We start from the raw sequence: 13950 nt of genomic DNA, 5'->3' as shown, positions 1-13950 counted from the left end.
GCACCGGCCCCGGGAGCTGGGAGATGACCTATGACGCTCACCCGCGACCTCGACTCGACCACGGCCGCACTCGACCCGCTCGGCGCCGACGCGGTGATGAGGGCCCTGCCCCAGGCCAACATCGCGGCCGACACCGCCTGGCTGCATACCCGAGCCGAGCGCCTCTCCCGGCATGCCGCCTCGATCCGTGACGTCGCCCCCGCACGGGCGGCGTTACGGGACCTGGGCATGATCACCGCCTCCCTCGCCCGCCACACCGGCCGCCGGGTTCCGCCACCCGCCGTCGAAGCGGCCATGCTCCACCTCGGCGCCACGGCCGACGAGGTCCCCCGGGAGACTGTGTACTCCTACGCGACCCGCAACCCCCGCGGTCCCCGAAGGCGCTCCTTCACCGACACCCCGGGCGAGCACGTGTTCATCGACGAGGTCACCGCAGCCAGCCACGCCCTCGGCGACGCGATCCGGCACTGCTCCGCCCTGCCCGCAGCTGCCGACCGGGACGCGGCCGATGCCCTCGCCGCGATCGTCCACGAGCGGCTGCGAGACTTCGCCGCCCGATTGCTGACGGTCAAACGCACGCTGACACCGCAGTACTTCACCGGTCTCCTGCGTCCGTACTACCCGCCCCTGGACATCGACGGGACCACCTACTACGCGCCGGGCGGCGCCCAGATGCCCCTGCTCGTACTCGACGTGATGATCCTCAGCCAGGCGGCCACCGGCAACCTCGCCGCCTGGTACGAGCAGTACCTCACCGACAACGTCCTCTATCTGCCGCCGCACCACCGCACCATGGTCGACGCGGCCCGCCGGACTCCGGGCCTGGCCCGCCTCGCCCGCCGCCACCCGCACTTACGGCCGGCCGTCGCTCTGCTCATCGACGACCTGCTGCGCTTCCGCCTGCCCCACCGCCAACTCGCACGGGACAACATGGCCGTGCGAGACGACGGATCACTCGGCAGCGGCGGCTACACCACCAGCGCCCTCGACCGCCTACTCGACGTCACCGACAGCGCCCGCGCCCTCCTCAGCCCCGGGAGTCCCCTATGAGCACCTCCATCGACAGCGACTTCCCGCCCTTCCCGCTCGGCGCCCCACGCTCCCCGCTCGCACTCGACCCCAAGCCCATCAATCCGCCGCAGCCGGTTGCCGATCTGGTACGTCTGGACTACCCCAGCCGCATCAACGCCATGGCCCTGGACTCCAGCAAGATCGTTCCCAGTCAGGGCGCCTACCTCGCGGGCGAACTCCTCTTCGCCTGTGACCTCATGCGCCGCGTCGAGGTCGAGATCGTCGGCGACGGACCCGCCGTACAGACCACCCCCGACTGTGACCACCCGGTCCTGGCCCGGCACGCCGCGCTGCTGATGCGCGCGACACTCGGCACCCGCGAGCGGCTGCGGGTGCGGGTGAGCGCCCCGGACCTGCCCGCGCACCTCGGGCTCGGCTCGAGCAGCGGGCAGATCGCAGCCGTGGCCGCGGCCGTCAACGAGCTCTACGGACGTCCCGTCCCCGCCCGCCGACTCGTCAAGTTCCTGGCGCTCAACCACGGTGAGGAGATCGACAACGAGGACGGTCGCCTTCTGCCGGTCCAGTGTCTGGGCGGTTCCGCGACGGCCGGGCTCATACCCGGCGCGGTCCAAGTGATCGCCGGCGCGCACGTGCCGCTGTTGCAGGCCGCCCTGCCCGAGGAGACACACATCGTGCTCGGCATGCCCCACGACCCGGTGATCTGGGACGCCCGCGACAGCCTCGCCGCCGAGGCCCACCACTTCGACGCTTTCACCACCACCGGCCGCACGTACGGCCCCGAGATCGCCTACCGGCTCCTGCACGACGCCTGGCCCGCCCTCCTCGACGGCGACCTGAGGCCGCTCGGCAGCCTGCTGTTCGACTACCGCTTCCGGATGGGGAGCCTCGCCAACTGCGCCTTCTCCCATCCCGACTTGCTGGCCACCGGTGAGGAGGTCGAACACGTCTTCACCGAACACCTCGCCGAGGTCCTCACCCTCTCCTCCGTCGGCCCCACCTTCGCCGCCCTCACCCGCGCCCCCGAACGGTGCGAGCAGGCGTTCGCCGACGCGGGACTGCGGACCCTGCGCTGCCGGCCGTGGAACAGCGGATACACGCTCCACGGCCAGGAGGAACGGTGACCCACTCCGGACCGGCACCCACCGGCACCTACTGGAACGACCACGCCACGGTCGCCGCTTTCGCCGAGCTGCCCGCACCGCCCTATCTCGCGGAGCTGCTCGCCGCCCCGGCCCCCGAAGCCGCCCTCGCGCTCGACGCGGGCTGCGGTGCAGGCCGGAACCTGCCCGCCCTTGCCGCAGCGGGCTACCGGGTACTCGCGATCGACCTGCACCCCGGCATGCTGGACCAGGCCCGCCGCCACACCGGTCCTCGGACCGCATTCGCCGAAGCCGACGTCACCAGCCTCCCGCTGGGCGACCAGCGGGCGTCCCTCGTCGTGTGCCACGGCGTCCTGCACAACCTCCACCACCCTGACGCTCTCGCCACAGCGCTACGCGAGCTGTACCGGGTCCTCGTCCCCGGCGGAACGCTGTCGCTGAACCTCTTCACCGCCGGCCACCTCGACCCGTGCCTCACTCCGCTCGGTGACGACCGGTACGCGCTGCCGAACGGCCAGCACATGACGCTCCTTTCCCCCGACGACCTGCTCAGCCTCATCCACGCCTCAGGACTCGTCCCGAGCGGGGAAGCCGTGCAGTACCTCAGCCCGGGAGACCCGGGGCAGCGCTCGGTATGGCGCGCGATCCTCACCCGGCCGTAGCTCCTCCGAAGGGACCACTCGTGCTTCTCGTCGCGGCCACCACCGATTCGCCGACCGACCCTGGCATCGCCTACGCCCACCTCAGCGTCCCCATGCACGGCCCCGCCCTCGTCCTTGACGGGCCGACCCTGCGCCGCCAGCTGTGGCACGGGCCCGACGGCGATCGCCCGACACAGGCCGTCCCCGGGATGGACCACGTCCCCCTATGGGCCTGCCATCTCGACAAATCCACCGGTGAGGCCGTCTTCTTCGCCACCGTGCAGTGGCGCCCAGACGCCGTCGTCCTGGCAGCCTTCCACCGCACCACCATGTCCGCCGACGCGTCCGGAGACTTCACAGCGTGGGCCTGCGCCATCGCCGATGGGCGTGCTGCGGTGAACTTCCCGCTGCCCCGCCCCGGCCACCGCTCCGGACAGGGCCCGGAGGCCGAGGAGAAGATCACCCTCACCGTCCCCGCCAACCCTGTCGCTGTCGCCCGTCTGCTGCGGAATCATCTGCCCGCTTCCGGTGTGCCGGTCTTCGGCCCCACCATCCACCGGCGGGTCCTGCGCTCAGACATCTATCTGCCGCCGGGTGCAGGGCGGCGCGAGTACGCCGCCCTGACCCCCCGTCCCGATGGAACCTGGTGGGCCAAGGCCAAAGTCCTCAAGGACGGCCGTCTCCACAAGAGCATCCGCCCCGCCGCCACTCGCGACGAGGCCCTGGCCCAGGTGGCAGAAGTCCTCGGCCACCCGCGCCTCGTTCATACCGGCGCGCTCCACCGCGCCACCTGGGACCTGCCCTCGCCGCCCGGCGCGGACGGCCACTGGTCCACCGTCACCGTCGACACCGCCACCCTCTCTTCGCACCCCGGCACCCTCCAACAGGTCGAGATCGAGTACGGGGCCTGCTTCACCGCCACCCCCGTCACGGCGACCGCCTCCCAGATCCAGCAGTCCGTGGCCGAGACCGCCGACACCGTCGCCGCCGTCCTGACGGCTCACCACATCCCACACGCCCGCAATGGCCAGAGCAAGATCGAACACTTCCTCGCAACCGGAGACGCCGATGCCCGCCATTGATCAGGTCATACCAGTGCTCGACGCCTTCCTCGACGGCGACGTCCATGCGGCCTCCCTCGACCCGTGGTGCACCGAGGAGATCACCGTCGAGCTCGGCGGTCTCACGATCGATGTGCTCGCGTCGACCAGCACGGCAACGACCTACGTACAGCGCCTGTTCACGCCGCCGAGCAACCTGTGGAACGTCGTGCGCCCCGACTCCGCAGTCACCGGCGGCACCGCGACGATGCGCTGTATCGCCCTGCCCCGTGCCCGCGTCGCGGCCCTTGCCGAGCGAGTCCGCTCACAGGGCACCGAGCCGCCGCGCCACGTACGGATGCACGTCGGTGCCCCGGCAACATGGCACCAGATTCCCGGCGGCCCGGTGCTCCTGACCGATCCCGACGCCGGGATCGCGCCGCAGCTCATCGTCCGCCACCCAGGCAGCTTCACCGTCATCACCTGCGACGACACCGATGCCACGATGAACACCGCCCGGCATCTGCGGGAGATCGGCTACCGCCTGGCCGAGGACGACGGCTGGGTGTGCCTGCACGCGTCGGCATCCACCGTGGACGGCCGCGGCATCCTGGTCGTCGGCGACTCCGGCGCCGGTAAGTCCACCCTCGCGCTCGCCCTGGCCGCGACCGCAACGGGCGCGTTCCTCTCCAACGACCGCACCATGATCACCGCTACCCCAGGCGCCGCTCCCCGGGCTGTCGCCATGCCCGGCCCGATCCGGCTCAACGGCGGCACCCTGCAAGCACTCGGCTACGCGAGCGCCGACCAGTGGGACCTCACCCGCCCCCAGCCTACGAAGGACACCGACTGGCAGCGCTTCCACGGCGCCAACAAACTTCACGTCCTCCCCTCCGAATGGCATGAGCGCACCGGCACCCCACTGGCAACGACCGCAACCGTGGACCTCATCGTCTTCCCCCAGATCATCCAGGACTCCCACGAGCTCCATCTTCGGACGACGCCCCCCGGGCAGGCCCGGGAGCTGCTGAACGCCCAGTGCATGTCGCCGGGGGACAACATCTACGTCAGCGACTGGCTCGACATCCGTACCAGCGGCGCCGACGAGCTGACGAGCAACGCATCCCGTGTCCTCGGCGCCCTCGCCGACCGACCGGCAGTCAGCCTGCGCTTCGGCACCCGCACCCCGTACGCCGCCGTCACCGAGTCCGTGCGCGCGGCCTTCAGCCCCGCGTCACGCGTATGAGCGCCACGGTGATCCCCCCGACCAACCGGTTTCTCCAACTGCCCGGCGCCGTGGTCAAGATCTACCGCGAGTCCTGGCGCGCGCAGACCGAGAGGGCAGCTCTGGAGCGGCTGTCCGAAGCCGGCATACGAGCCCCGTCCGTACTCGCGGGCGGCGCCATCCGGGGCCGCCAGCTGCTGGTCCTACGCCGTCTGCACGGCTCGGCGCCGGGCGGCGGTGAGGAGGCGGTACGGCGAGTGATCCCCTACCTGCACCGCGTCCACCAGTGCACCGGCCCCGGCTTCGGCCGGCTCTTCGCCCCGGTGGCCGCAAGCTGGGGAGAGTACCTGCGCGAGCGGCTCGTCTCGTATGAGGCGGCGCACGCCCGTCACGGATTCCACGAAGCCGCGGCCACAGCCGAGGCACTGGCGTGTGCGCCCTTTCCCGAACCGGCGGCGCCTCACCTCCTGCACAACGATCCGGAGCCCGGGAATTTTCTGTTCGGGCCAGCCGCTACCGCGGGCCTCGACTGGGAGCTGGCGATCTACGGAGATCCGGGCCTCGACTACGCGCGGACTGCTCATGCCTTCGCCGTCCATCCGGTCCGTCTGAGCCGAGTCCTCGCCGACCACGGCATCCCGCACTCCGAGGAGACCTTGGCCGCCTACCGCTCCGTTCACCTGCTCGGACGTCTCATGTCAGCGGTCACCGCAACCCCGCCCGACCCCGCGGCTGCCCAGCGCCACGCACGAGACCTGAGCGCGAAAACTACCTGACCACACGACAGCGAGGCCACCATGCAGGCACGTCACCCCCGAATTGTTCCCTCGGCCGACCAGTGCTCGTCCACCGAACCGCGCGCACGTGACCCGCTCGGCGTCGCTCCACCACCCGACGCCAACTGCCCGGCGCCCGGCGCCTGCGACCACGGGAATCCTCCGGACCTCGGCCGCTACGACGCGGTGCTCTTCGACTGGGACGGAACGCTCGTCAACAGCCATCCGCTCAACTTCCGCGGCCTCTCCCGCGCCTGCGCCAACTGGGGCCTGACGCTGAACGAGTCGTTCTACGCGTCCAGGATCGGGACCTCCGGGGCAGAGCTGATCAGTGAACTGGCAGCCGCCACGGGGACCCACGTGCCGATCGACGAGGTCGTCGCCCAGTGTCTCGACCTGATCCTCGACGAGGTCGCCGAACTGCAGACATACCGGCCGGTGGTTCAACTTGCCGAGACCCTGCACGGTCGCCTGTCCTTGGCAGTCGCCTCGGGCGGCGCACGCCGAGCCGTCCACGCCGGCCTCGACGCCACCGGGCTACGCCCTCTGTTTACCGACGTCATCACCGGTGAAGACGCCTCTCGGGGCAAGCCGGACCCTGGGCTGTTCCTCCTCACCGCGGCCCGCCTCGCCGTCGCACCAGCCCGCTGCCTGGTCTACGAAGACTCGACCGAAGGCGTACAAGCGGCCAAGGCCGCCGGCATGGACGTCGTGGACGTCCGTTGTTTCCGTACGTAACCCAGCCGCGCCTCAAACAGGCGACGGCCGCGCTGACGTGCACCCCGAGCATCTTGGCCAACTGCCACGCGGGCAGCCGCTGGGCGAGCGCGAACAAGGCGGTGCCTCGGGCCTGCCGTGACTTCACGCCGATCGCGTTCATCCGACGGCGATCTGTGAATCGTGGATGGGCAGGCCCGCCGAGCGTCCGGGGAAGAGCCAGTCTCCTTCGTGGCGGATCAGAGTTATTGGCGGTCCGAGGCGCAACTGGGTCCAACATGGGACCGTCCAGCGGCGCCAGCAGCTGGATGAGCCGCCGAGAGCCGAGGCTGAGCAGGATGTGGCCACCCTTCCGCGTGACGCGGTCGGTGGTTTGGCGGTTGATGGTGCTGGCCGTCTCGCGTCTCGTCCGGCCGGCTCCGCGCCGCAGTTTTCCCTTCCCGCAAGTTCCCACAACTCCTTGGCTCGGCTGGGGTGGACTCGCCAGAATCTCGGTATGTCCGTACGTGTTTCCGCCACGTCCACCAGGAGCGAAGCCACCGCTCCGTCGGGGGCACCGTCGAGTTGCCCGCGATCGAGGCAGCTCGGTGGGACGCCATGCTCGAAGCGGTGGCCATCGGCCGGGGGCTCCCCGCCGACAGGGGGCAGGCGCTGTACGAGAAGTGGGTTGCGACGGAACAGCCGCCGGAATGCCCGTGCGGGTCCTGTGGTGCCGTCCGCCGCGCCTTCGAGGTCGAGGAGGCCCGGCAGGCTGCCGGGGCTTGCCGAGGTGAGGACGGGTTCTGGATCTTCCCCAACGGTCTTCCCGACGGAGAGGAGACAACGGGGTCCTACCAGGTCGCCGAGGGCGTCTGGGTGCGCGCCGGCGAAACAGCCCGAGCCCTCGCCTTCACGACACCCCAGCGAAGGATGACCACATGACGACGATCAACGAGCAGACCCGGACGTGGCAGGGCGAAGGCGGCCCCGCTGAGTGGACGCGAGCATGGGGCCGCACCCGCGAGCTGATTAGCACCCGGGCCGACCGCTTCAGCGAAAGCGACAGTGACGGCTCGCACGAGGAGGGAATTTCCGCGCTGGCTACAGCTCTGTACATCACGGCCAGGGAGCAGCGCATTGAGGCCGCCGCTGCGCCCCGGCAGGCTGTCGACGACCTGATGGACCCGCGCCCCGGGGAGACCGCCCTCGGCATCGTCCGGCGGTGGGAGGCCCACTTGGAGAACCTGGGTCACGACATCGACGACAAGACCGACCCAGTCGCCGCCCGCTGGCAGCACCTGCGCTACGAGCACGACGCCGATGAACGCAACTGGGACGACTCCCTCGCCCGCCACGGATACGGCCTCACTGCCGTCCAGTATGTACTCAGTGATCACGTGGCACTGGCCTTGTGAAGCCATCGCGCTCGAAGTCGGAGCCGGGGACCTTCTCCATCGCAGCACGGACGCGGTCGTTGAGCTCGGCCATCCCGTCCTCGGGTAGACGGCAACGGTGATGGCAGTGATACCGGGCCGAGTCGAGCTGGGTAGGGAGGGGCTCCATGCCGACCCATGCGCTGATGAATGCCGCGCTCGCTGACCCCGCCGTCGACCTCACATTTCCCTCCGGGTCTCGCTCGCGCTCCGCGAGGGCGGCCTGCCTGCCTTCGGGATGAAGCGGAGGACTCCACGAAGCCCTCGCCTCTAAGCTGGGGCCGTGCGAAATACCAAAGCCTTCAAATCTGCCGTAACGGATACGCTCGCGGAGCTGGCCCGGCTGGGCATCACAGTCCGGCCGGGCACCGTTGCCGATGTCATCGAGCACAACGTCACTGCTGTGGCCACCCAACTCGGCATCAAAATTCCCTCTGCCTGGCGATACTTCGACGCGAAGGCCCTTGCCGAGACTCTCGCGAAGCAACGCCAGGAGTTCGAGCAAGGCGACGAGGGCAAGATCGGGCAGGCGCCAATGCCACCAGTAGACAATCCCGAACTGGCTCTGATCCTCGCCGGTGTTCCCGATTCCCTGGAGGAATCCGGTGGCGACCTCTACCAGGTGATCACCAACGTGGCCGTCAACGCGTGGATGGCCGGCCACATCCACGGCGAGGATGGATGCAACGGATGCAAGGACAGTCGCGGGCCCTCGGGCCACGACTGGGCACACCGCATGAACGCCATCACTTCCATGCAGCCCGACATCAGCAAATGGTTCGACCGGGACATCTGGACTGCCGCCCTCAACGACACCGGTTACAGCGTCACCCGCCGGTGACCAACGTCGTACCGCCCTGACGGCCACATTCCAGGGCGACCAGGCTACGCATCGTGGCTCGAGTGATTGAACTTGGTCAAAGCCTCCCTGGCCTCACCAGCTGTCGACGCACCGAGAGGCTGGTGGCCTCTACAAGCATGGCGGAACGCCGAGACCGAGATGACCGAAGGCGTGGAGGCGCGTTGTGGGACGGGAGCGCGGTCCTGTACACAGGGTGTGACGCGCGACTCATGAGGGGGAACACGATCGTGCCCGATTGGTTCAAACGCAAGGCCGCTCGGCGGGAGTGCGAGCTCGCCTGGGCCGCGATGCTCGCGGTCGCGACGCGCGTCCCCTTCTGCGACACCACGGCCCATCAGGATTCGGGCACGCACGTGGGCCAGGCGGTGTACGACAGCCCGGCGGATCCGGACACGTTCGTCGGGCAGGCCGCGTATGACAGCGCGGCGGTGCACAGAGCCCTGGAGGCACTGGCCGCCCGCGTCGGGCCCCACAGCCCGCTGCTCCCAGCGCTCATCGAGGCCCAGGCCGCGATCGCCGGCCTCTTAGCGCTGCGACCCTCCTGGATTGACTACCGCAACACCGCCGCTTGTGTCGACCCCGACGCGGACGACGCCTTCAGTGAGATGTCCCGCCAGTACACCAAGGGGGACGCTGTGCGCGCCTGGCCCCGCTTCGCCGACGGCAAGGCCGCCTACGACCGGGCGACCCGCGCGGCACGCCGCCTGCAGACGGAACTGGAGGGCCTCGCCGGCCGCACCCTCGCCGCCCCGCGCATGGCGGCCTAATGCGATACGTCGAGGCACCCGAAGAGTTCACCGGCTGCGGCCCCTGCCTGTTCCTCGCCGGAGGGATCACCGACTGCCCCGACTGGCAGAAGAGCGCGACAGCCGCGCTCGACGACCTCGATGTCACGGTGTTCAACCCACAGCAACTTCCCGCTGCACGACCCGAACGCGGAAGCGGCCCAAGTTGCTTGGGAGTACCGGCATCTGCGCCGCGCTGACCTCGTCATGTTCTGGTTCCCCGACTCGCCCACCAACCACCAGCCGATCGCCCTGTACGAGCTGGGAACGCTTGTCGGCCAGGGCAGGGCGTCATTGGTCGTTGGGACTGACCCCGGCTACGTGCGCCGCACGAATGTGGTGACGCAGCTCTCCCTCGCCTACCCGGAGCTTCGGGTCCACACCACGTTGGCGGAGACGAACGAAGCGAGCCGCACGACCATACGGGCATCACGATGACCGCGCTCTGGGCCCTTCTCGGGTTCCTCGTCGCCGTGGTCATCGCGGCCGTCGGACGCGGCTTCGTACGCGCGGCTCGGGTATCGATCAGGCAGGACCTGGTGTCGCTGGGCGAGATGCAACAGCTTGCCGGCGCGCTGGCAAAGATGACCACCGTCGCCTACGCCTTCGCGTCGCCACTCCTCAAGGAGCGGTCATCCTGGATCGGCTGGCTGTGGTGGAGCACCCGGATCGGGCCGGACGGGAAGGTCGAGCGGGACATGGGGTGGGCGTTGACGTATCGGCGGGCTCGGAAAGCCGCTGGGGCACCTCTCGACTGGCGACTGCTCAGCGGAAGCGAGATTGTTGTCGTCCCCCGGGACGCCCGGCTGCCGGCAACGGCCGAGGGAGAGCCGAACGGCACCCCCACTCAGGCGCCTTGAATCATCGGACGCCGGCCCCCTCAGCCGGCCCACAACGTGGCGGGCCCGGCCCGATGGCGCGGTTGCTGCGGCTCTGGGAGTAACACCCCGACGTCCTTGTCCGGTCGCTTCTCCCTGCTTATGGGGGTCTGAGTAGTCCGCGGCGGAACAACCGTGCTGGGGGCGTATGTTTCGGCGTGCCGCGATTGGTGCCGACCACCCCGCACCTCTACGGTGGAAAACCCACATCTTGTGGTCATCGAACGTCGGGTGCCCATAGGTTGTGGACGTCGGCCCTGTTAGGCCCCTTTTGACCACGCAGAGGACAGATTCGATGGCGGACCGAACCGTTGACGGCATGGCGCGTACGCAGAGGGGCGGGGAAAGCCCCCTTGGACAGGTACCCCCGCGATCCCCGAGGCGTCTGAAGTCGACGACCCGGTCGTTCAATGTCGGCGAGGGGAAGGGCTACCTCACGGTCGCCTGCACCGAGGACGGCCGTCCTGCCGCAGTCACGATCTTCATGGCCAAGCAGGGTTCGACCATGGCGGGTCTGATGGACGGCTTCAGTACGACCATCACCCAGGGGCTGCGGCACCAGGTCCCACTGGAGGTGTTTGTGCGCGAGTACGTCAGCATGCGCTTCGAGCCCGCGGGCCTGACCAACGACCCTGAGATCAAGCAGGCCACGTCCGTCCTGGACTACGTCGGCCGGCGTCTGGCGCTCGACTTCCTGCCGTACGACACGCGGGTGGAGTTCGGCGTGCTGACGGCCGACGAACGCGTGGCCAAGGAACTCCAGGACAGCGTGGGCGACGCAGCGTGGACCGACATGATCGGCCTGGCGATGTCCGCGCCGACCGTCACAGGCCCCCGCCGAGGCTGAGGGCACGACAAGAGGGGCCGGCGCGCAGTGACCCGCTTCATACCCGCCGACAACATTTACCCGCCGATCCTGGAAGCGCTGGAGGAAGACGTATGACCGAGCAGACGGCAGCGGAGCGGCCGGGTATCTCCGCTGCGATCGTGGTCCACGAGAACCGAGTCCTGATGGTGCGGCGCAGGATCTCCGAGGGCCAGTTGTCCTGGCAGTTCCCCGCCGGCGAGATCGAAGACGGGGAGAATTCCGAGCAGGCGGCCGTACGCGAGACGCAGGAGGAGGTCGGGCTGGCAGTGACCGCAGTCAAGCCCCTCGGCGAACGCGTCCACCCCAAGAGCGGAAGGAACATGTCCTACACCGCCTGTGCGGTCACCTCCGGCACCGCTTACGTGGCCGACAAGGACGAGCTGGCCGAGCTGCAGTGGGTTGCGCTTGCAGACATCCCGGAACTCGTTCCGTACGGCCTGTTCGAGCCGGTGCAGGCGCATCTCGACAGCGTGCTGACCTAGCTGCCGGCGGGAGGTGAGGGCCTACACCAGCTCCTCGACCTGTGCTGGAGCTGCCGAGGGACGGTCATGCTGACGCGCCGGTGGGCGGTGAAGTGTCTTTGTCGGCTGACTGGTGATTATAGACGGACACATGGTGCGTACTGGTCGCGGTAAACGGAGAGCCCTCTGCGACTGCCTGAAGTAGTTGTCATAGGGCGGGCACGCTGACCTGGGCATGCCGCCGCCTGATTGGCCCGAGCTGTGCAACGGCATTCCCAAGTTCGGCCGCCTGGCTCGGCAGGAACCTGACCTTGCCGCGGTTCTCGTCTGGGCTGAGGTCACCCAGTCCGAGCATCTCAACTGCCCCTAAGCGCCGGGGCGGTTCTCCCCGGCCGGGACAGGACGCTGCCGGTCGACCAGGTTGCCCAGTTCCTCACCCCCGCCCATTAGAAGGCTGGGCGCCTCGAGCTCCGCCGCCGGCTCGACCTGTACGCCGCCCGCCTCGCCGCGCAATGCGACGCAACATCTCACGGCACCGTCGGGCGGGACCCTTCGATGGGCTTCTCCTGACCGGAGCACGGTCGGCAAGTTGTGAGAAGCAGCGAATGCCGCCCCTGCGACGCAGGCTCCCGCTACAAAGACTGCCAGGCGTGGTCTACCCGCCCGGCGCCGGTCCGCCAGCGGCCCAGGCTTGCGCTGCCGCGAGGTTCGGCGCGGTGCCCTCGGGCACGTACGCGAAACCGTCCCAGGACTCCAAGACCCGCGGCTCCTCGGGCCGCACGTGGGCTGCACCGCCATCGACGGGCCGGTGCCGGCGGTAGACGTCCATCGGCGCCCGCCTGCGCCGCAGGTACGGGGCGAGCGGATCGTCGGGGTCGATGCTCGGGACCGCGCGGGACGGCTGGTCCGGCGGTCCGGGGCGGGCATGCCTGCCCCCCATCGTGCCCTGCCCCTTCTACTCGTATGACCAGCCGCGGCCGGTGGCCTCGGCCATCGTGCGGTACTCCTCGACGGGGACCGGTTTCACGCCGGGCCGCATTCGGTTCAACAGCACAAGACCGTCAACGTGATCGATCTCGTGCCCGATGAGCCGGGCCTCGCCCCGTTCGTAGACCGCGGTTGCCGCCCTACCGTCCGGCGTCACTGTCTCCACAGTGATCCGCAACGGCCGAGGAACCGGGGCCCGTACGTCGAAGAACGACAGGCATCCTTCGAATTTCTCGTCCATCTCCTCGGAGGCGACGGCGATGCGGGGGTTGAGCAGCACGATCGGGTCGGCCCCAGGGGGCTGGACGACAGCTGCGGCCCGGCCGATGCCGATCTGCGGGGCGGCCAGGCCCAGGCCCTTGCCGGAGAAGTCGTGCGCGCGGCGGAGGCGTGCCATGGCGTCGAGAAGTTGGCCAATGACGGTGTCGGCGGCCTCCCGTTCGTTGGGGAGCAGAAAGAGGCGGGCGGGCTCGGCCAGGATGGGGGCGCCGTACTGGACGATGCCGAGTTCGCGCATCTGCTCGCTGGGGCACAGCCCGCCGCCGCGTGCCTTCTGCTCACGGGACGGGTGCTGTGTCATCCGGACTCCCCGGCCGGTGCGGTGGTCGCTCGGATGAAGGAGGCGATGTCACCCAGCTGAGGGGTGTAGCCGTGGGAGGTGTCCACCGTGAGGGTGGGGACATCGAGGGAGATCGGGACGAAGGACTCCAGGGAGTGTTCCCCCGCGGCGATGGCGTCGAGGAGGTCGCGGTCGGCGTGCGCGGTCCGGTGCACGCTCTCCTGCGCGCGTTGGACGATGCGGTCGTGGGCGATGGCGGTCGGGGTCGTGCACCGGATGACGCGGATCTGCGCGAGGCTGGCAAGCGGTTCCAGGTTCGGCCGCCACAGCCGGTCCTGGAAGGCGGCCTCGGCGACGACCGTCACCCCTGCCTTGAGCAGCACGTTCAGCACGCCGAAGAACGCGTCCAGGGTCGGGTAGTTGAGCGGGTCGTTGCCTCCGCCTTCGTATCCGGGAGTCGAGAGGACCATGCCCTGCTTGATCTCGTCGCGGATGATCGCGGGGCATCCGAGTTCCCGGGCGAGCTCGTGGGCGAGGGTGGTCTTGCCGGTGCCGGGCCCGCCGCTGACGACGGCCAGGGTCGGTAACCCCGGGGAGTTGCATCCGA

Annotated in this window: 18 protein-coding genes; 15 read left to right on the top strand and 3 right to left on the bottom strand. The window is 69.5% G+C overall.

What is annotated here, in order from left to right; all coding sequences use genetic code 11:
• The first annotated feature begins 30 nt into the window (after positions 1-30).
• From J7E91_RS18925 to J7E91_RS18855, 15 genes are all read left to right on the top strand, one after another.
• Positions 31-1050: a monodechloroaminopyrrolnitrin synthase PrnB family protein gene (locus J7E91_RS18925; protein ID WP_214906104.1), complete on the top strand. Its 1020-nt coding sequence runs from the start codon at positions 31-33 to the stop codon at positions 1048-1050.
• Positions 1047-2153 (top strand): hypothetical protein, encoded by a 1107-nt coding sequence (locus J7E91_RS18920; protein ID WP_214906101.1) that lies wholly within the window; start codon positions 1047-1049, stop codon positions 2151-2153. The genes J7E91_RS18925 and J7E91_RS18920 overlap by 4 nt, the downstream gene beginning before the upstream one ends.
• Positions 2150-2794 carry a class I SAM-dependent methyltransferase gene (locus J7E91_RS18915; RefSeq protein ID WP_214906098.1) on the top strand — a complete coding sequence of 215 codons (645 nt, stop codon included), beginning with the start codon at positions 2150-2152 and terminating at the stop codon, positions 2792-2794. The genes J7E91_RS18920 and J7E91_RS18915 overlap by 4 nt, the downstream gene beginning before the upstream one ends.
• A 20-nt stretch (positions 2795-2814) precedes the next feature.
• Positions 2815-3855 (top strand): hypothetical protein, encoded by a 1041-nt coding sequence (locus J7E91_RS18910; protein ID WP_214906095.1) that lies wholly within the window; start codon positions 2815-2817, stop codon positions 3853-3855.
• Positions 3842-5059: a hypothetical protein gene (locus J7E91_RS18905; RefSeq protein ID WP_214906092.1), complete on the top strand. Its 1218-nt coding sequence runs from the start codon at positions 3842-3844 to the stop codon at positions 5057-5059. Before J7E91_RS18910 ends, J7E91_RS18905 begins: the two co-directional genes overlap by 14 nt.
• The gene (locus J7E91_RS18900; RefSeq protein WP_214906089.1) at positions 5056-5814 is read left to right on the top strand and encodes a phosphotransferase; all 759 of its coding nucleotides are present in this window, start codon (positions 5056-5058) and stop codon (positions 5812-5814) included. Before J7E91_RS18905 ends, J7E91_RS18900 begins: the two co-directional genes overlap by 4 nt.
• A gap of 21 nt (positions 5815-5835) precedes the next feature.
• Positions 5836-6552 carry an HAD family phosphatase gene (locus J7E91_RS18895; protein WP_214906086.1) on the top strand — a complete coding sequence of 239 codons (717 nt, stop codon included), beginning with the start codon at positions 5836-5838 and terminating at the stop codon, positions 6550-6552.
• Between the two features lie 576 nt (positions 6553-7128).
• Positions 7129-7452 (top strand): hypothetical protein, encoded by a 324-nt coding sequence (locus tag J7E91_RS18890; protein ID WP_214906083.1) that lies wholly within the window; start codon positions 7129-7131, stop codon positions 7450-7452.
• On the top strand, positions 7449-7925 hold the full coding sequence (locus tag J7E91_RS18885) for a hypothetical protein (protein WP_214906079.1): 477 nt from the start codon (positions 7449-7451) through the stop codon (positions 7923-7925). The genes J7E91_RS18890 and J7E91_RS18885 overlap by 4 nt, the downstream gene beginning before the upstream one ends.
• Before the next feature lie 301 nt (positions 7926-8226).
• Entirely contained in the window at positions 8227-8784 is a 558-nt protein-coding gene (locus J7E91_RS18880) for a hypothetical protein (protein ID WP_214906074.1), read from the top strand.
• A 248-nt stretch (positions 8785-9032) separates the two neighbouring features.
• A complete protein-coding gene (locus tag J7E91_RS18875) occupies positions 9033-9572 on the top strand; it encodes a hypothetical protein (RefSeq protein WP_214906071.1) in 540 nt (179 codons plus the stop codon).
• A gap of 120 nt (positions 9573-9692) precedes the next feature.
• Positions 9693-10028: a nucleoside 2-deoxyribosyltransferase domain-containing protein gene (locus J7E91_RS18870; protein ID WP_214906068.1), complete on the top strand. Its 336-nt coding sequence runs from the start codon at positions 9693-9695 to the stop codon at positions 10026-10028.
• On the top strand, positions 10025-10450 hold the full coding sequence (locus J7E91_RS18865; protein WP_214906065.1) for a hypothetical protein: 426 nt from the start codon (positions 10025-10027) through the stop codon (positions 10448-10450). Before J7E91_RS18870 ends, J7E91_RS18865 begins: the two co-directional genes overlap by 4 nt.
• Positions 10451-10787: 337 nt before the next feature.
• Positions 10788-11315, top strand: coding sequence for a ribonucleoside-diphosphate reductase (locus tag J7E91_RS18860; RefSeq protein ID WP_251015909.1), 528 nt, complete (start codon positions 10788-10790; stop codon positions 11313-11315).
• Between the two features lie 92 nt (positions 11316-11407).
• Positions 11408-11818, top strand: coding sequence for an NUDIX hydrolase (locus J7E91_RS18855; RefSeq protein WP_214906059.1), 411 nt, complete (start codon positions 11408-11410; stop codon positions 11816-11818).
• 634 nt (positions 11819-12452) lie between these two features.
• On the opposite strand, the gene J7E91_RS18850 is transcribed toward J7E91_RS18855, so the two are convergent.
• The 3 genes from J7E91_RS18850 to J7E91_RS18840 are packed head-to-tail and all read right to left on the bottom strand — an operon-like array spanning position 12453 to position 13921.
• On the bottom strand, positions 12453-12737 hold the full coding sequence (locus tag J7E91_RS18850) for a DUF6087 family protein (RefSeq protein ID WP_214906056.1): 285 nt from the start codon (positions 12735-12737) through the stop codon (positions 12453-12455).
• Positions 12738-12752: 15 nt separating this feature from the next.
• Positions 12753-13364 (bottom strand): peptide deformylase, encoded by a 612-nt coding sequence (locus J7E91_RS18845; RefSeq protein ID WP_214906052.1) that lies wholly within the window; start codon positions 13362-13364, stop codon positions 12753-12755.
• Positions 13361-13921: an AAA family ATPase gene (locus tag J7E91_RS18840; protein WP_214906472.1), complete on the bottom strand. Its 561-nt coding sequence runs from the start codon at positions 13919-13921 to the stop codon at positions 13361-13363. The genes J7E91_RS18845 and J7E91_RS18840 overlap by 4 nt, the downstream gene beginning before the upstream one ends.
• Positions 13922-13950: the final 29 nt, after the last annotated feature.

The sequence above is a fragment of the Streptomyces sp. ISL-99 genome (assembly GCF_018614005.1).
GTDB lineage: Bacteria > Actinomycetota > Actinomycetes > Streptomycetales > Streptomycetaceae > Streptomyces > Streptomyces flavidovirens.
Note: the sequence above shows the minus strand (reverse complement) of the source record. Positions and strands in the feature narration are given on the sequence as shown.

Bases quoted from the DNA above. Each gene is read 5' to 3' on its own strand.
- J7E91_RS18860 (WP_251015909.1), top strand. From the start codon at position 10,788: ATGGCGCGTACGCAGAGGGGCGGGGAAAGCCCCCTTGGACAGGTACCC.
- J7E91_RS18920 (WP_214906101.1), top strand. From the start codon at position 1,047: ATGAGCACCTCCATCGACAGCGACTTCCCGCCCTTCCCGCTCGGCGCC.
- J7E91_RS18850 (WP_214906056.1), bottom strand. From the start codon at position 12,737: ATGGGGGGCAGGCATGCCCGCCCCGGACCGCCGGACCAGCCGTCCCGC.
- J7E91_RS18900 (WP_214906089.1), top strand. From the start codon at position 5,056: ATGAGCGCCACGGTGATCCCCCCGACCAACCGGTTTCTCCAACTGCCC.
- J7E91_RS18855 (WP_214906059.1), top strand. From the start codon at position 11,408: ATGACCGAGCAGACGGCAGCGGAGCGGCCGGGTATCTCCGCTGCGATC.
- J7E91_RS18865 (WP_214906065.1), top strand. From the start codon at position 10,025: ATGACCGCGCTCTGGGCCCTTCTCGGGTTCCTCGTCGCCGTGGTCATC.
- J7E91_RS18890 (WP_214906083.1), top strand. From the start codon at position 7,129: ATGCTCGAAGCGGTGGCCATCGGCCGGGGGCTCCCCGCCGACAGGGGG.
- J7E91_RS18870 (WP_214906068.1), top strand. From the start codon at position 9,693: ATGTCACGGTGTTCAACCCACAGCAACTTCCCGCTGCACGACCCGAAC.
- J7E91_RS18905 (WP_214906092.1), top strand. From the start codon at position 3,842: ATGCCCGCCATTGATCAGGTCATACCAGTGCTCGACGCCTTCCTCGAC.
- J7E91_RS18895 (WP_214906086.1), top strand. From the start codon at position 5,836: ATGCAGGCACGTCACCCCCGAATTGTTCCCTCGGCCGACCAGTGCTCG.
- J7E91_RS18845 (WP_214906052.1), bottom strand. From the start codon at position 13,364: ATGACACAGCACCCGTCCCGTGAGCAGAAGGCACGCGGCGGCGGGCTG.
- J7E91_RS18925 (WP_214906104.1), top strand. From the start codon at position 31: ATGACGCTCACCCGCGACCTCGACTCGACCACGGCCGCACTCGACCCG.
- J7E91_RS18885 (WP_214906079.1), top strand. From the start codon at position 7,449: ATGACGACGATCAACGAGCAGACCCGGACGTGGCAGGGCGAAGGCGGC.